Genomic DNA, 16,419 nt, shown 5'->3' with positions numbered 1-16,419 from the left:
ATGGATTAGGAATTATCATGCTCGAAGCCGTTGTGTTTCTCATTATTGGATTAGTCTTTTTAGTTTGGAGTGCTGACAAACTGGTATTTGGTGCTGCCGCACTCGCACGCAATATTGGTATCTCTCCTTTAGTTATCGGTATGACTATTCTAGCGATGGGCTCCTCTGCACCCGAAATGATGGTTTCCGCGACAGCAGCACTGGAAGGCAAAACCGACACGGCTGTAGGCAATGTGTTAGGTTCAAATATCGCCAATATTGCGCTGATCTTAGGGATTACTGCGCTGATTAAACCTTTATTAATCAGTTCGGCGGTACTGCGCCGTGAACTGCCTTTAATGATTGGAGTGACCATTCTGGCTGGCGTCTTATTGTGGGATAGTCACTTAGGCTTCTACGAAGGCGTGTTGTTGTTTGTCTTGTTTGCCGCCTTTATTTTGGCAATGCTCCGCATCAGCCACAAAGAAAAAACCAGTGGCATCGCTGATGCAATGCTTGAAGAACAAGCATCTGAAGTGCCTGATGGCGTGAGCAATATTAAGGCTGCAGTGTGGGTTGTGATTGGCCTGATTATCTTGCCCTTTTCGGCTTCGATGTTAGTCGATAACTCGGTGATTATTGCCCAGTACTTCGGTATGAGTGATCTGGTGATTGGTCTCACGATCATTGCCGTTGGCACCAGCTTGCCAGAACTGGCAGCTTCAATTGCTGGAGTCATGAAAGGCGAAGATGATATGGCCGTAGGGAACATTATCGGCTCTAACGTATTTAATATTCTCGCCGTAATGGGCATCCCTGGCATCTTGAATCCCGCTATTTTGAGTGAATACGCTATGGGGCGCGATTTCTGGGTGATGCTCGGCGTATCACTGTTACTAGTGGTGATGGCATTAGGCAAATCACGCAGCGTGAATCGACTGGAAGGTGGCGTACTATTGTGCTGCTTTTTTGCCTATCAAGGCTACCTGATCATGAATATGACCGCATAATCTGAGTTTGGAGTTGTGTATGTTTGATTATCGTTCAACAGCCCTTGAAGTGCTCAACACTGAGGTCGCCGCTTTACAGCAGCTAGACCAGTACTTTAATGACGACTTTATTAACGCCTGTGAGGTCATTCTTACCAATCAAGAAGGCAAAGTTGCCGTCATGGGGATGGGAAAATCGGGCCATATCGGCAAAAAAATCGCCGCGACATTGGCCAGCACAGGCACCTCGGCATTTTTTGTTCACCCAGGTGAAGCGGCCCATGGCGACTTAGGCATGATCGCGACTGGCGACATCGTCTTAGCCATCTCTAACTCAGGTGAATCTGCAGAAATTCTTGGTTTATTTCCCGTACTCAAACGGCGCAATATAACGATAATCAGCATGACGGGCAAACCTAACTCCAACATGGCAAAGCTGGCAGATATTCACCTGCAAATTACGGTTCCTCAAGAAGCGTGCCCACTGGAACTGGCCCCGACGTCTAGCACCACGGCGACCTTGGTGATGGGCGATGCGCTCGCCGTATCTTTGATGCAAGCACGCGGATTTACCGCCGAAGACTTTGCCCTCTCCCACCCTGGTGGCGCTTTAGGTCGTAAACTTCTGCTCAAGCTCGCCGATATCATGCACACCGGAGAGAACTTACCTTTGGTAACGCCAACAACCGTGGTACGCGATGCGCTGCTTGAGATCAGCCAAAAAGGCTTAGGGATGACAGCTGTAGTCGATGACCACCAGCAGTTGGTGGGTATTTTTACCGATGGCGACTTGCGTCGAATTCTCGATAAACGTATTGATATCCATACCGCACTGATTGGCGATGTGATGACGATTAACCCCGCAACGGCAGAACCGAACATGCTCGCGGCAGAAGGCTTAAATCTCATGCAAGAGAAAAGCATTAATGGCTTAATCTTATGTCAGCAAGGCGTCGTTGTTGGCGCACTGAACATGCATGATTTATTAAAAGCGGGAGTGATGTAATGAGCGTTATGGTCGACACTTTATACCAGCCAGTAGACTCTGCCATCTTGGCCATTGCTCAACAGATCAAATTATTGATTTGCGATGTTGATGGGGTTTTTTCCGATGGGCTTATTTACATGGGCAATAAAGGCGAAGAGCTGAAAACCTTCCATACCCGTGATGGTTATGGCGTTAAAGCCCTAATGAACGCAGGTATCGAAATCGCCATTATTACTGGTCGTCGCTCGCAAATTGTCGAAAACCGCATGAGGGCACTCGGCGTTTCACTGATTTATCAGGGTCAAGACGATAAAGTAAAGGCGTATCAAGATATTTGCGATAAACTCAATATCGCACCACAACATACAGGTTATATCGGTGATGACTTAATCGATTGGCCCGTAATGGAAAAAGTAGCACTTAAAGTTTGTGTAGCGGATGGACACCCGCTACTGGCTCGCCGAGCCAACTATGTCACGGCAATTCGCGGCGGCTATGGGGCAGTAAGGGAAGTCTGTGACCTGATCCTCCAAGCACGAAACGAACTCGATGTTCATAAAGGTCTAAGTATATGAGTCTTTCTCGTATTGGTTATCTCATTCTGGCTTTCATTATTTGCTGGTCTGCTTACTATCTTTTCGAGCAGCAGCAGAGTTATGATATCCAAGTAGAGCCAGATACCGAGTTACCGATGTTTAGCGGCGAGGGGTTAATCAATACCTCATATAACGAAAGCGGTGTCCGCAGTTATGTGATTACCTCCGTCAAGCTCGATCACTACGCCAAAAGCGGTGATACGATTTTTGCTAATCCAGTATTGAAAGTGTTTAAACAAGGCTCCATTCAAGAATGGGAAATCACTGCTGTACGCGGCGTGTTGACCCAAGACCACATTCTGACGCTTTATGACGATGTATTGGCCAACAACTTATTACCTGATTCAGGTTTTGATACGCTGTCCACCGATATCATGAACATCCAATTGGATAGCAGAGACTTTTGGGCAAACAACCGAGTGGTAATGATTGGCCCTCAATTTGAAACAATAGGACAGGCGATGACGGGCAACTTTGCTGATAATCACGCCACTCTATATAACCAAGTACAAGGTAGATATGAAACTCTCACACCTTAGTCTGATTTCTTGTTTATTCCTGTCTAGCCAAGCGTTAGCGCTATCGACAGACAGAGAGCAACCCGTCTACATCGATTCTGATAGCCAGCAGCTTGATATGCAGAGCAATAAAGTGACTTTCCTTGGTGATGTAAAACTCAAACAAGGCAGCATTAACATCAATGCTGATAAAGTCATTGTTACGCGTAATGCCACTGATGGCGCCATTCAAGAAATTGAAGGTTATGGCGATCTGGCGACCTTCTCTCAGCTCACTGATGATGGCAAAACTTTGTATGGCGAAGCAAAAGAGCTGTACTACAAGATGGTCGACGATCAACTGACCATGATCGACCAAGCGATGCTATCTCAAGATGACAGCGTGATTCGCGGTACTAAAATTCGTTACCAAATCTCTTCTCAAAAGCTCATTGCGGATGGTAAAGAGAAAGGCGACCGCGTTTCGACCGTTCTTCAGCCACAAGCAGTACAAGAATAATTATGGCGATACTAAAAGCGCAGCACTTAGCAAAAACTTACGGTAACCGTACTGTGGTTAGCGATGTCAGCCTGCAAGTTGAATCAGGTCAAATTGTTGGTCTACTCGGTCCTAATGGTGCTGGTAAAACCACATCTTTTTATATGATTGTTGGCCTAGTCGCTCGAGACCAAGGCTCGATCACGATCGACGATAATGACATCAGCATTTTGCCTATGCATAGCCGCTCTCGAATGGGAATTGGCTATTTACCGCAAGAAGCTTCTATCTTCCGTAAATTGTCGGTCGAAGATAACATTATGGCCGTTTTGGAAACTCGCGAAGAAATGACTCGCGAAGAGCGCCAAGACAAACTGGAAGATTTGTTGGAAGAATTCCACATTCAGCACATTCGCTACAGTGCCGGTATGGCATTATCAGGTGGAGAAAGACGTCGAGTTGAAATTGCCCGTGCTCTAGCGGCAAACCCTCAATTTATTTTGTTAGACGAACCTTTTGCCGGGGTTGATCCTATTTCGGTGATCGATATTAAAAAGATCATCGAGCATCTACGAGATCGTGGCTTGGGAGTATTGATCACAGACCACAACGTACGCGAAACTTTGGATGTGTGTGAAAAAGCTTATATTGTTAGCCAAGGTCACCTAATTGCAGAAGGTACACCTGAGCAAGTGCTCAATAACGAACAAGTTAAACAAGTTTATCTCGGCGAACAATTCCGTCTATGATTAAGGGAAAGAACGTTAAGATTCTCCAGCATTAAGGCAAATAAGACTGAATGAAACCCTCATTACAACTCAAGCTAGGACAGCAATTAGCGATGACACCTCAGTTGCAGCAGGCGATACGCTTGTTGCAATTGTCGACGCTCGATCTTCAACAAGAGATCCAAGAAGCCTTGGATTCAAATCCTCTGCTTGAGGTTGAAGAAGCCAGTGATGAGCCAACAGCAGAAGAAAACCGCCAAACTGAAGAAAAAGAACCCACGGTCGAGCTGACCGAAATGGCAGAGCCTGAAGTCAAAGACAGCTCAGAATTGATTGAAACATCAGAAATCAGCAATGATCTTGAAATTGATACCACTTGGGATGACGTTTACAGTGCCAATACGGGTAGCACGGGGATCGCCGTCGACGACGATATGCCAGTCTACCAAGGCGAGACCACTCAATCATTGCAAGATTACCTACTATGGCAACTGGATTTAACCCCTTTTAGCGACAATGATCGCACGATTGCGCTGGCCTTAATCGACGCCATTGACGACTACGGTTATCTCACTGTCACAACCGAAGATATCCTCGACAGTTTCAACAACGAAGAAATAGAGCTTGATGAGATTGAAGCGGTACGTAAACGCGTGCAGCAATTTGATCCGCTTGGTGTTGCCTCTGTAAACCTGCAAGATTGCTTGCTGCTACAGCTCGCGACGTACCCTGAAGACACCCCTTGGCTCAATGAAGCTAAGCTTGTATTGAGGCATCATATCGATCAACTTGGTAATCGTGACTACAAACTGATCATTAAAGAGACTAAGCTCAAAGAGACAGAGTTGCGTGAAGTGCTGAAGTTGATCCAGCAGCTTGATCCAAGACCAGGGAGCCGCATCTCGTCTGAACACGCAGAATATGTCGTCCCAGACGTGTCCGTTTTTAAAGAACACGGTAAGTGGGTCGTGACGATCAACCCAGACTCTGTACCCAAATTGAAAGTGAATCAGCAGTATGCGGCGATGGGAAAAGGCAACAGTGCCGACAGCCAATATATTCGCAACAATGTTCAAGAAGCAAAATGGCTGATTAAAAGTTTAGAAAGTAGAAACGAGACCCTGCTCAAAGTTGCTAAGTGTATTGTTGAACATCAGCGTGATTTCTTTGAGTATGGGGAAGAAGCGATGAAGCCAATGGTGCTCAATGATGTCGCTCTCGCGGTCGAAATGCATGAGTCAACCATTTCAAGGGTAACGACACAGAAGTATATGCATACCCCGCGTGGTATTTTTGAATTGAAGTACTTCTTTTCTAGCCATGTCAGTACAGACAATGGTGGGGAGTGCTCATCGACTGCAATTCGCGCGCTGATTAAGAAGCTGGTCGCTGCCGAAAATAGTGCCAAGCCTCTCAGTGATAGCAAGATTGCAGCTCTACTCGCTGACCAAGGGATTCAGGTTGCTAGAAGGACCATCGCAAAGTACCGTGAGTCATTAGGTATTGCCCCTTCCAGTCAGCGTAAACGCCTACTTTAGGCCAATAACCGAGAAGGAAAGTCTATGCAAATCAATCTAAATGGACATCACGTTGATCTCACCGATTCAATGCAAGACTACGTAAATGAAAAGTTTCAAAAGCTAGAACGCTTCTTTGAGCACATAAATAGCATTCATGTAGTACTAAAAGTTGAAAAAGTTCGTCAAATCGCAGAAGCTACCCTTCACGTAAATCAAGCTGAAATTCATGCCTCATCTGAAGATGAAAATATGTATGCAGCCATTGATTCCCTTGTCGACAAATTAACTCGACAACTCAATAAGCACAAAGAAAAGCTAAACGCCCACTAATTACCATGCAATTAAGCGAAATCCTAACATTGAACTGCGCCAAGAGTGCAGTTCAATGTACTAGTAAAAAACGAGCCCTTGAGATGATCAGTGAACTGGTTGCCGAGCAGACAGGGCAAAACTCTACCGAACTTTTTGAGTGTATGCTCAGCCGTGAAAAAATGGGCAGTACTGGCATTGGAAATGGGATTGCCATTCCCCATGCTCGTATGCATGCCAGTGATAAAGCCGTGGCCGTTTTGCTGCAATGCGCATCACCAATTGAATTTGATGCTATCGATAATCGCCCGGTCGATATCTTGTTCGCTTTGCTTGTGCCTGACGCTCAGTGCAAAGAACACCTTAAAACGCTCTCTAGCATGGCCGAACGCCTCAACAATAAGCAAGTATTGAAGCAATTACGTAAAGCTCAATCTGACCAAGAACTCTACGACATTATGGTTAATCAATAATGCGTCTTATCGTCGTCAGTGGTCAATCAGGAGCGGGAAAAAGTGTCGCCCTTAGGGTACTCGAGGATCTCGGTTACTACTGTGTCGATAACCTGCCGGTTGATCTTCTCGAAGTGTTTGTCCAATCGGTTCAGTCTAGTAAACAAAACGTGGCGGTGAGTATTGATATTCGCAACCTGCCGACAGAGCCAAACTTGGTTGAGGATGTGCTGCTCAAGTTGCAACAAGCATCCGACGTAAGCGTACTGTTTCTAGATGCCAATAAAGAGACCTTGCTTAAGCGCTACAGTGAAACCCGTCGTATTCATCCGCTGACTCTCAGTTTAGAAAACACCTCACTTGAGCAAGCTATCGAGAAAGAACGGTCAATACTATCGCCGCTTAAAGAGCGAGCTGATTTAGTCATTGATAGCAGTAACCAATCACTGCATACATTAAGCGAAACTGTTCGTATGCGTGTTGAGGGTCGTGAGCGTAAAGATCTGGTGATGGTCTTTCAATCATTTGGGTTTAAATATGGCCTACCGAGCGATGCCGACTACGTATTCGATGTGCGTTTCTTACCGAACCCACACTGGGAACCCGACCTGAGACCTTTAACTGGCCTAGATGCGCCAATCAAGTCCTTCCTCGAAAGTCACCCAGAGGTGATGGAACTCAAACAACAAATCCAGAAGTTTATTGAAAACTGGCTGCCATTGTTGGAAAAAAACAACCGCAGTTATCTCACCGTCGCGATTGGTTGTACTGGCGGTAAGCATCGCTCCGTTTACTTAACCCAACAAATTGGTGAGTACTTTGCCGAAATGGGTCATCAAGTCCAAATCCGTCACGCTTCACTTGAGAAAAACCACAAGGAATAGTGTTATGCAGCAGAGCCGCACAGTGTTAATTCAAAATCGTCTCGGGCTTCATGCTCGCGCTGCGGTAAAGCTGGTTGAACTGGCACAATCCTTCCAAGCTATCCTCACCATCCAAAATCATGAAGGCAAAGAAGCAACCGCAGATAGTGTGATGGGCTTATTGATGCTCGAATCCGCGCAAGGTGAATACGTGACCATTAGTGCAGAAGGAAGCGATGCAGAACCAGCACTCGACGCCGCCTGTCATCTGATTGAAGATAAATTCGACGAAGAAGAGTGATCGTCTTACTAGCCACAACTAAATGTACATCAGCCACATTAACTTATTAAATCCATTCTTAAATTAAGTTACTATGCTTAGCATTGTAACCACGATGAGTTAGGAGGAATTAATGGCAGAGCAAATAGAGTTCGATCAAGCTCACCAGGCCCTCCAAGAAGTGACTGAAGCCCTCGAGAATGGCCGTTTCGTTCATGTCCGACGCCAATTGCAGGACATGGAACCGGAAGATATTGCTCATCTACTCGAAGCCTCACCCCGTAAAAGCCGTGAAGTACTTTGGCAACTCACCGATCCAGAAGATTATGGTGAAATCCTTGATGAACTCAATGAGGATGTCAAAGACGCCTTAGTGTCAAAAATGGCACCAGAGATGTTGGCTGAAGCGACCGAAGGCATGGAAACCGATGACGTCGCCTACGTTCTGCGAAGCTTGCCAGATGACATATCGCGTGAAGTATTGGCGCAGATGGACTCCGCTGAGCGTTTATTGGTCGAGGCCGCTCTCTCTTACCCTGAAGACACCGCCGGTAGTTTAATGAACACCGACGTCATTACGATTCGTGGTGATGTTGATGTTGATGTTGTGTTGCGTTACCTACGTATGAAAGGTGAACTTCCCGATGCAACCGATGCACTGTATGTGATTGATGAACAAGACCGCCTGATTGGTGAGCTACCGATCACAACCCTTATCACCACACAGCCTGATGTCAGAATCGCTGATGTGATGGAAGATGCGGATGAAGCAATTGATGTCACCATGAGTGACTCTGACATCGCTAGTCTGTTTGAGCGTCGTAACTGGGTTTCTGCACCAGTTATCGACGAGAATCAACACCTTGTTGGTCGCATCACCATCGATGACGTGGTCGATGTTATCCGTGAAGACGCCGAGCACTCAATGATGAGCATGGCTGGTATGGATGACGACGAGGACACCTTCGCACCTGTAGTCAAATCAGCACGCAAACGGAGTATCTGGCTTGGCGCCAACGTACTAGCAGCATTAGCGGCAGCCTCGGTCTCCAACATGTTTGAAGCGACACTTGATCAAATGGCAGCCATCGCGGTGTTGATGACGATTGTCCCGTCGATGGGCGGCGTAGCAGGTAACCAGACCGTTGCTTTGGTGATCCGTGGCTTAGCGCTCGGTCATATTGGTGACTCAAACAAAAGAGAGCTATTGATGAAAGAGGCCGCGATCGGCTTAGTCAATGGCGTTATGTGGGCTTTCATCATTGGTGGTATTGTTGTCGCTTGGAAAGGCAACTGGATGCTTGGTGGGATTATTTCAGCAGCGATGCTGACCAATTTACTTGTCGCAGGTATCGCCGGGGTAACTATCCCTATCTTCTTAAAAAAATTGAATATCGACCCTGCTCTGGCGGGAGGCATGGCCCTGACGACAGTAACCGATGTAATTGGTCTATCGGTCTTTTTAGGTCTTGCGACCATCATGATTTAGCGATCAATTCAAAACAAAAAAAGCGCCACTTTTTACCAAGCGGCGCTTTTTGCTATTTAGAGCGGGAGCCTAGTTAAGATTTGGCCCTAACCATTTTTCCGCTTGCAAACTATCCCAGCCTTTACGCTTTGCGTAACTTTCAGCTTGATCGCGTTGGATCTGGGCGATGGCGAAGTAGCGAGAATCAGGATGAGAGAAATACCACCCCGAAACTGAAGCACCTGGCCACATTGCATAACTTGAAGTCAGTGACATATCGATCGCTTGTTCGACGTTCAGCATCTGCCATAACGTGCCTTTCTCAGTATGCTCAGGACACGCCGGATAACCGGGTGCAGGTCGTATGCCTTGGTATTTCTCACGAATAAGATCATCATTTGACAAGTCTTCGTCGGCCGAATATCCCCAAATCTCTTTTCTTACCTGCTCATGTAAGTATTCAGCAAATGCTTCGGCAAGGCGGTCTGCAACGGCTTGTATCATGATCGCATTGTAATCATCCCCAGCCGCTTTGTACGCATCCGCCAATTCGCGCTCGCCAATACCGCCAGTGACGGCAAAGGCACCAATCCAATCTTTCTTGCCTGATTCTTTAGGGGCAATATAGTCAGAAATACAGTAGTTAAATCCTTTTGGTTTCTCGGTTTGTTGGCGTAAGTTATGCAATACATGAGCAACTTGGCTGCGTGACTCATCAGTATAAACTTCAATGTCATCACCAATACTCGCAGCAGGAAACAGGCCGCAAATACCACGCGCCTTTAGCAAGCCTTCACGCTCAACACGATCAAGTAACTCATTGGCATCTTTAAATAAAGACTGTGCCTCTTCACCGACCTCTTCATGCTTAAAGATGGCAGGGTACTTGCCAACCAGCGACCAAGTCATAAAGAAAGGCGTCCAGTCGATGTATTTACGCAGCGTTGCGACATCAAAATCATCAAAAACATGCACACCTGGCTTAGCTGGCACAGGCGGGGTGTAGTTGTCCCAATCAATCGCGACTTTGTTGGCGCGCGCTTTCTCTAACGTCACAGGCTTAGTGCGCGGACGTTTACGGGCATGCTGATCACGTACTACATCATAATCAGCTTGAAGCTTCTCAACAAAGCCAGGCTTTTGCCTCTCAGACAGCAGCGCCGAACAAACGCCAACTGCACGTGAAGCATTATTTACATACACCACTGGGTGTTGATAGTTTTGTTCAATTTTAACCGCGGTATGCGCTTTCGATGTGGTTGCCCCACCAATTAAAAGAGGTAAATCGAAATCGAGACGTTGCATCTCTTTAGCAACATGGACCATTTCGTCCAATGACGGCGTAATCAGACCCGACAAGCCAATAATGTCGACGTTCTCTTCTTTGGCGACTTTGAGAATTTTCTCGCACGGCACCATGACGCCAAGATCGATGATTTCATAGTTGTTGCACTGGAGTACCACACCGACAATGTTCTTACCAATATCGTGCACATCGCCTTTCACTGTCGCGAGTAAAATTTTACCATTGGTTGAACCTGCTTGTTTCAGCGCGTTGATATAAGGCTCTAAATGCGCAACGGCCTGTTTCATGACTCGAGCGGACTTGACCACTTGAGGCAAGAACATCTTACCTTCACCAAACAGATCACCAACCACGTTCATACCATCCATAAGAGGGCCTTCAATCACCTCTAGTGGTTTGCTCGCATTAAGTCGAGCCTCTTCGGTATCCTCAACAATAAACTCTGTAATACCTTTGACCAAAGCGTGCTCTAGGCGCTTTTCAACTGGCCAAGTTCGCCACTCAAGTAGACTAGGGTCCTCTTCTTTGCCCACGCCTTTGCTGGCATATTCAGCGGCAATATCAAGCAATCGCTCTGTGCCATCATCTCGTCGGTTGAGCACGACATCTTCTACCGCCTCACGCAGCTTTTCAGGCACGTTGTCATAGATTTCTAGTTGCCCCGCATTAACAATGCCCATGTCCATTCCGTTGCGGAAACAGTGGTAAAGGAACACGGCATGAATCGCTTCACGAACATAATTATTACCACGGAACGAGAAGGAAACATTCGACACACCACCAGAGATCATCGCGTGCGGTAAGTCACGCTTAATATCGGCCACAGCGTCAATAAAGTCGACGGCATAGTTATTGTGTTCATCAATACCCGTTGCGACCGCAAAGATATTCGGGTCAAAAATAATGTCTTCAGGCGGAAAGCCGACTTCATCGACCAAAATACGGTAAGCCTTGGTACAAATTTCGATCTTGCGCTCACGCGTATCGGCTTGGCCAATTTCGTCAAAGGCCATCACGATCACTGCTGCGCCATAGCGACGAATCAGTTGAGCTTGGTTAACAAAGATCTCTTTACCCTCTTTGAGAGAGATCGAGTTAACAATGCCTTTACCTTGAATACATTTCAGACCCGCTTCAATCACGTCCCATTTAGAGGAGTCGACCATGATCGGCACTTTGGATATTTCAGGTTCTGATGCACAAAGATTAAGGAAACGGACCATACACGCTTCGGCATCAAGCATCCCCTCATCCATGTTGATATCGATGATCTGAGCGCCATTTTCGACCTGCTGACGTGCAACGTCTAACGCCTCATCGTAAAGCTCTTCTTTGATTAAACGCTTAAAACGTGCAGAGCCAGTGACATTAGTTCGTTCACCCACATTGACAAATAACGTGTCTTTTTCGATGGTTAATGGTTCTAGACCAGATAGACGACACGCTACAACAAGTTCGGGGATAGCGCGTGGCTTTACGCCCTCAACGACATTTGCCATCTGACGGATATGTTCCGGGGTAGTACCACAACAACCACCAATCAAATTAAGGAAGCCACTTTCGGCCCACTCTTTGACATGATCAGCCATCTCTTCTGCACCGAGATCATATTCACCAAAGGCATTCGGTAGGCCCGCATTGGGGTGAGCAGAGACAAAAGTATCTGAGATGCGTGACAACTCTTCTACATACGGACGCAATTCATCAGGGCCAAGCGCACAGTTAAGACCGAAAGAGATCGGTTTGACGTGACGTAAAGAGTTATAGAAGGCTTCTGTCGTCTGACCCGATAATGTTCTACCTGACGCATCGGTAATCGTACCGGAGATCATGACTGGTAATGTGACACCTAGCTGCTCAAAAACGAGATCAACCGCGAACGCACATGCTTTGGCGTTTAAGGTGTCGAAAATGGTTTCAATAAGAATTAAATCACTGCCGCCTTTGATTAAAGCGCGAGTTGACTCAGAGTAAGCAATCACTAACTCGTCAAAGCTAACGTTGCGGTAACCAGGATCGTTGACGTCGGGTGAGATGGAACATGTTCGGTTTGTCGGACCAAGTACCCCAGCAACAAAACGTGGTTTATCGGGCGTCTTTGCTGTCCATTCATCAGCGGCTTCTCTGGCAAGCTTGGCGGCGGCGAAGTTAATCTCTTCACTCAAGCTTTCCATTTCATAGTCAGCCATAGCGATTGGGGTTGAGTTGAAGGTGTTGGTCTCAAGAATATCTGCACCTGCCGCTAAGTATTCGAGATGAATATCTTTAATCAACTGCGGCTGAGTTAGAACAAGTAAGTCATTGTTGCCTTTGACATCACACTGCCAATCTGCAAAACGTTCGCCTCGATAATCTTGCTCTTCTAATTTATATCCTTGGATCATGGTGCCCATACCACCATCAATCAACAAAATGCGTTGCTTTAACTGAGCTTCAATCTGTTGCCTTACATTAATTCCCACGGTACAGCCTCATTCCTTTAACTATCTCTCCATCCTATCACAGTTCATTCAGGAGTCTAGACGTCTAAACAATGAAATTAATGACCAATCAATAACAAAAAAGTGTTTGCTATTTGAGCATAGTGATCCGAAAATCCTTATTCACAATTTGTTACAACCTGAGATTCTAATGTCGGTCTATTACACACTGTGCTTTTTATCCGCAGCGGCCATGCTGATTGCTTTTGTAAACAGCAAGATAGGTAAAATGCAAACCACCATCGCGATTACTGCAGGATCAATGATGCTCTCTCTATTGATTCTCATTGCGGGTCAAAACGACTGGTTTCATTTAACAGAGATTGCTTCTAAGACTGTCTCCAGTATTAACTTTGAAGATTTTCTCTTAAAAGGCATCTTAGGCTTTTTACTTTTTGCTGGCGGACTAGGCATTAAATTGCCTAACCTCAAGGATCAAAAGTGGGAAATCACTGTACTCGCCTTAGCAGCGACACTTTTCTCGACCTTCTTCATCGGCTTTGTTCTGTATGGCTTTTGTCAGTTAGTAGGCATTCACTTTGATTTGGTTTACTGCTTACTGTTTGGTGCTCTAATTTCTCCAACCGACCCAATCGCAGTACTTGCGATTGTAAAAAAACTCGACGCTCCAAAACGGATTTCAACTCAAATTGAAGGCGAATCACTGTTTAATGATGGTTTTGGTCTGGTGATCTTCGTGACTCTATTTACCATTGCCTTTGGTCATGAAGCACCTACGTTTACCAGCGTGACGTTACTCTTCATTCAGGAAGCGCTCGGGGGGATAGTTTATGGATTCGCACTTGGCTTACTCTTTCACTTTTTAATCAGTTCAACTGACGACCACTCAATGGAATTATTACTTACCATAGGAATTCCAACCGCTGGTTATGCTTTCGCTGAGGTGTTGCATGTTTCTGGGCCTCTTGCCATGGTGGTCTCAGGGATTATGATCGGAAACTGGACACGCTTTATCGGCTTTTCGAAAGAGAGCGAAGACCATCTCGATCATTTTTGGGAGTTAGTCGATGAGTTTCTCAACGGCGTTCTGTTTCTTTTGATCGGTATGTCGATGCTGCTATTTAAATTTCACGAAGAAGACTGGATTGTAATGGCTTTCTCGGTACCCTTAGTCCTCGCAGCCCGGTATCTCAGCGTATTTATCGCCTACATCGGTTTTAAACGCTTCCGTAGTTACAACTCGTGGTCAGTAAAAATATTAACTTGGGGTGGATTACGCGGCGGTTTAGCCTTAGCCATGGCACTTTCGATTCCTTCCGGAATCTGGGTAATCCAAGATAAGCTCATCGATGTAAAAGAAATTATTTTGGTGATGACCTATTCAGTGGTGGTATTCTCGATTTTAGTACAAGGTTCAACGATTACCCCGATGATTGAAAAGGCCAAGAAAGAGGAAGCAAGTCGCCTATAATCAACGATACTAATGCTAATACGCCGAATATTTCCCATTGTTATGACGCTATTAGCATTTTTATATTTTTTCGATACCCCTACAGCCTAACCTCAGTCACAATCAGCAAACTACTATTTTGTCAACACTCGTTGTAGTACTGACTAGGCATATCAATGGATGAGCTAACCCTAGATATAAGAACACTTAACTTTACCGTTATCATTTTTTCCTTCATTTATTCTGTTGGGCTTTTTCTTTATCAAACAAAACAGAAAGAGTTAGAAGGCCTAAAAACACTCGCAATTGGTGTATTTCTGATTGGGCTCGGGCCAGCATTACTTGGCTTTCGCGGTAAAGCCCCAGATTGGTTAACTATCGTTATTGCGAACAGCCTGATCATGCTCGGCTTCCTCTATTTACTCTACGGCATTAGCTATGTAAGAGACTACTCTAGTCGTTTATTGCATCTTCTCGCTATTGCATTGGTGGGCTGTTGTGTCCTGTTCTATTACTTCACCTATCTCGAGCCATCGATTAATGCACGAGTCATTGTACTCAGCGCCTTTATCTGCGCCACCTGCCTCACTAGTGCTTGGGCCTTGATAAAAGGCAAACGTGATGACGCACAATTCCCACTACTGTTGATGGCGATACCATTTGTGGCTTATGGGCTGTTTATGTTTGTGCGAGCTATTGTTGGTCTTTCTGAACCACGTATAACCGACTACATGCACGCAGGATTCATCCATGCCTTAACGTATCTATTTAGTCTCATTCTGCTGATCACTCTCAGCTTAAGTATGTTATGGCTAAATAACGCGCGTTTGCTGCGCTCCATTCATCAATTGTCGCTCAAAGACCCATTGACAGGCTTGTATAACCGCCGAGTGCTTGACTCTGTCATTCCAGACCTTGTTTTAAAGGCTAGTGCTCAAGCCAAGCCAGTGAGCCTGATAATGACTGACATTGATAACTTTAAGCAGATTAATGACGAACTTGGCCATATTATCGGTGATGAAACAATAGAACGAGTAGCGCAGGTCCTCATCAACACACTTCCTCAGTCAGACAATGTTTTTTTGGTGCGCTTTGGTGGCGATGAATTTATGATTCTACTGCTCGATAGCGATCCGAACAGTGCGTACTTAGAAGCAGAAATGCTCAGATCAAGCGTTGCAGAAAACCTTAGTGACCATAGGTGCACCATGAGTTTTGGTATTGCAGAGTTGACTAACGGTAACTTAGACGACGCCCTAACTAACGCGGACGCCGCTCTCTACCAAGCCAAGCATCGTGGTAGAAACCAAGTCGTAATGGCCTAAATAAACAGATGTGATTAATAGAAGGAGGGTTGATGTGAACGCATCAATCTTTTTTTTGACCTGATGGCATGAGATTGAAAGACTGATCGCCACAAGGGTACTGTAAGATAAATCAGTAAATGTCTATTGCTAAAGACATTGATATCATCTCCACGATTTGTCGACAGGCTGACAACGTTTTTGAACCGCATACTTACGAGAGTAAACTTCGGGTATCTTTAGCAATACCTATTATTGATTGGTCCGAAGTGACTATTACTAAAACACAACTTATACAGCTAAGAAACTTCCTACAGAAGCGTTCGGTAGAAGATTCCTTAGAGTGCAGAGCACTTAATCCATTAAGTAATGGTTTAAGTCATTTCCGTATATTTTATACCGACGTAAAAAAGCCCAAGTCTTTCGACTTGGGCTTAGTATAATGGCGGAGTGGACGGGACTCGAACCCGCGACCCCCGGCGTGACAGGCCGGTATTCTAACCAACTGAACTACCACTCCGCAGTGGCGTACTCGCATTCGCAAGTGTCCATTTTTTGTCTTCACCTTTATAAAAGGCAAACACTAAATTAAAGCCTGGCGATGTCCTACTCTCACATGGGGAGACCCCACACTACCATCGGCGCTAATTCGTTTCACTTCTGAGTTCGGCATGGAAATCAGGTGGGTCCAAATCGCTATGGTCGCCAAGCAAATTCTTAAAATTCGGAAAGCTGTAAAAGTTCGTCACA

General features: G+C 45.7%; 15 protein-coding genes, 1 tRNA gene and 1 rRNA gene. 14 read left to right on the top strand and 3 right to left on the bottom strand.

Translation table 11 applies throughout. The features are described 5' to 3' along the window. The first annotated feature begins 17 nt into the window (after positions 1-17). The 12 genes from BS19_RS04405 to mgtE all read left to right on the top strand — a co-directional run bounded on the left by BS19_RS04405 (position 18) and on the right by mgtE (position 9,189). Positions 18-989 (top strand): calcium/sodium antiporter, encoded by a 972-nt coding sequence (locus BS19_RS04405; protein ID WP_038173613.1) that lies wholly within the window; start codon positions 18-20, stop codon positions 987-989. A gap of 19 nt (positions 990-1,008) precedes the next feature. Further along, a complete protein-coding gene (locus BS19_RS04400; RefSeq protein ID WP_038173612.1) occupies positions 1,009-1,974 on the top strand; it encodes a KpsF/GutQ family sugar-phosphate isomerase in 966 nt (321 codons plus the stop codon). Continuing rightward, complete coding sequence (kdsC, locus tag BS19_RS04395) at positions 1,974-2,531, top strand: 3-deoxy-manno-octulosonate-8-phosphatase KdsC (RefSeq protein ID WP_038173611.1); 558 nt, start codon at positions 1,974-1,976, stop codon at positions 2,529-2,531. Before BS19_RS04400 ends, kdsC begins: the two co-directional genes overlap by 1 nt. After that, entirely contained in the window at positions 2,528-3,091 is a 564-nt protein-coding gene (gene lptC / locus BS19_RS04390) for an LPS export ABC transporter periplasmic protein LptC (protein WP_038173610.1), read from the top strand. The genes kdsC and lptC overlap by 4 nt, the downstream gene beginning before the upstream one ends. Further along, positions 3,072-3,569, top strand: coding sequence for a lipopolysaccharide transport periplasmic protein LptA (lptA, locus tag BS19_RS04385; RefSeq protein WP_038173609.1), 498 nt, complete (start codon positions 3,072-3,074; stop codon positions 3,567-3,569). The genes lptC and lptA overlap by 20 nt, the downstream gene beginning before the upstream one ends. Before the next feature lie 2 nt (positions 3,570-3,571). After that, on the top strand, positions 3,572-4,297 hold the full coding sequence (gene lptB / locus BS19_RS04380; RefSeq protein ID WP_038173607.1) for an LPS export ABC transporter ATP-binding protein: 726 nt from the start codon (positions 3,572-3,574) through the stop codon (positions 4,295-4,297). A gap of 50 nt (positions 4,298-4,347) precedes the next feature. Continuing rightward, positions 4,348-5,814 (top strand): RNA polymerase factor sigma-54, encoded by a 1,467-nt coding sequence (locus BS19_RS04375; RefSeq protein ID WP_038173606.1) that lies wholly within the window; start codon positions 4,348-4,350, stop codon positions 5,812-5,814. Between the two features lie 24 nt (positions 5,815-5,838). Continuing rightward, the gene (gene hpf, locus BS19_RS04370) at positions 5,839-6,126 is read left to right on the top strand and encodes a ribosome hibernation promoting factor (protein ID WP_038173605.1); all 288 of its coding nucleotides are present in this window, start codon (positions 5,839-5,841) and stop codon (positions 6,124-6,126) included. Between the two features lie 5 nt (positions 6,127-6,131). Next, positions 6,132-6,578: a PTS IIA-like nitrogen regulatory protein PtsN gene (ptsN, locus tag BS19_RS04365; protein ID WP_038173604.1), complete on the top strand. Its 447-nt coding sequence runs from the start codon at positions 6,132-6,134 to the stop codon at positions 6,576-6,578. Continuing rightward, complete coding sequence (rapZ, locus tag BS19_RS04360) at positions 6,578-7,441, top strand: RNase adapter RapZ (RefSeq protein WP_038173603.1); 864 nt, start codon at positions 6,578-6,580, stop codon at positions 7,439-7,441. Before ptsN ends, rapZ begins: the two co-directional genes overlap by 1 nt. Positions 7,442-7,445: 4 nt before the next feature. Continuing rightward, the gene (locus BS19_RS04355) at positions 7,446-7,721 is read left to right on the top strand and encodes an HPr family phosphocarrier protein (RefSeq protein ID WP_038173602.1); all 276 of its coding nucleotides are present in this window, start codon (positions 7,446-7,448) and stop codon (positions 7,719-7,721) included. Between the two features lie 112 nt (positions 7,722-7,833). Continuing rightward, a complete protein-coding gene (gene mgtE / locus BS19_RS04350) occupies positions 7,834-9,189 on the top strand; it encodes a magnesium transporter (protein WP_038173601.1) in 1,356 nt (451 codons plus the stop codon). Positions 9,190-9,258: 69 nt separating this feature from the next. On the opposite strand, the gene metH is transcribed toward mgtE, so the two are convergent. After that, a complete protein-coding gene (gene metH, locus BS19_RS04345; RefSeq protein ID WP_038173600.1) occupies positions 9,259-12,936 on the bottom strand; it encodes a methionine synthase in 3,678 nt (1,225 codons plus the stop codon). A gap of 169 nt (positions 12,937-13,105) precedes the next feature. Between metH and BS19_RS04340 the strand changes: the two genes are divergently transcribed. Together BS19_RS04340 and BS19_RS04335 are read left to right on the top strand one after the other, a co-directional pair. Then, positions 13,106-14,386 (top strand): cation:proton antiporter, encoded by a 1,281-nt coding sequence (locus tag BS19_RS04340; RefSeq protein ID WP_038173967.1) that lies wholly within the window; start codon positions 13,106-13,108, stop codon positions 14,384-14,386. A gap of 155 nt (positions 14,387-14,541) precedes the next feature. After that, positions 14,542-15,690, top strand: a complete 1,149-nt coding sequence (locus BS19_RS04335; protein ID WP_038173599.1) for a GGDEF domain-containing protein — start codon at positions 14,542-14,544, stop codon at positions 15,688-15,690. 422 nt (positions 15,691-16,112) lie between these two features. Here BS19_RS04335 and BS19_RS04325 read toward each other — a convergent pair. Together BS19_RS04325 and rrf are read right to left on the bottom strand one after the other, a co-directional pair. Next, positions 16,113-16,189, bottom strand: a tRNA-Asp gene (locus BS19_RS04325). Between the two features lie 73 nt (positions 16,190-16,262). Further along, positions 16,263-16,379, bottom strand: a 5S ribosomal RNA gene (gene rrf, locus BS19_RS04320). Positions 16,380-16,419: the final 40 nt, after the last annotated feature.

It is taken from the genome of Vibrio pacinii DSM 19139 (assembly GCF_000711795.1).
Lineage (GTDB): Bacteria > Pseudomonadota > Gammaproteobacteria > Enterobacterales > Vibrionaceae > Vibrio > Vibrio pacinii.
The sequence above is the reverse complement of the archived record's forward strand: the minus strand, read 5'-3'. Positions and strand labels throughout refer to the sequence as shown.

Bases quoted from the DNA above. Each gene is read 5' to 3' on its own strand.
- BS19_RS04405 (WP_038173613.1), top strand. From the start codon at position 18: ATGCTCGAAGCCGTTGTGTTTCTCATTATTGGATTAGTCTTTTTAGTT.
- BS19_RS04400 (WP_038173612.1), top strand. From the start codon at position 1,009: ATGTTTGATTATCGTTCAACAGCCCTTGAAGTGCTCAACACTGAGGTC.
- kdsC (WP_038173611.1), top strand. From the start codon at position 1,974: ATGAGCGTTATGGTCGACACTTTATACCAGCCAGTAGACTCTGCCATC.
- lptC (WP_038173610.1), top strand. From the start codon at position 2,528: ATGAGTCTTTCTCGTATTGGTTATCTCATTCTGGCTTTCATTATTTGC.
- lptA (WP_038173609.1), top strand. From the start codon at position 3,072: ATGAAACTCTCACACCTTAGTCTGATTTCTTGTTTATTCCTGTCTAGC.
- lptB (WP_038173607.1), top strand. From the start codon at position 3,572: ATGGCGATACTAAAAGCGCAGCACTTAGCAAAAACTTACGGTAACCGT.
- BS19_RS04375 (WP_038173606.1), top strand. From the start codon at position 4,348: ATGAAACCCTCATTACAACTCAAGCTAGGACAGCAATTAGCGATGACA.
- hpf (WP_038173605.1), top strand. From the start codon at position 5,839: ATGCAAATCAATCTAAATGGACATCACGTTGATCTCACCGATTCAATG.
- ptsN (WP_038173604.1), top strand. From the start codon at position 6,132: ATGCAATTAAGCGAAATCCTAACATTGAACTGCGCCAAGAGTGCAGTT.
- rapZ (WP_038173603.1), top strand. From the start codon at position 6,578: ATGCGTCTTATCGTCGTCAGTGGTCAATCAGGAGCGGGAAAAAGTGTC.
- BS19_RS04355 (WP_038173602.1), top strand. From the start codon at position 7,446: ATGCAGCAGAGCCGCACAGTGTTAATTCAAAATCGTCTCGGGCTTCAT.
- mgtE (WP_038173601.1), top strand. From the start codon at position 7,834: ATGGCAGAGCAAATAGAGTTCGATCAAGCTCACCAGGCCCTCCAAGAA.
- BS19_RS04340 (WP_038173967.1), top strand. From the start codon at position 13,106: ATGTCGGTCTATTACACACTGTGCTTTTTATCCGCAGCGGCCATGCTG.
- BS19_RS04335 (WP_038173599.1), top strand. From the start codon at position 14,542: ATGGATGAGCTAACCCTAGATATAAGAACACTTAACTTTACCGTTATC.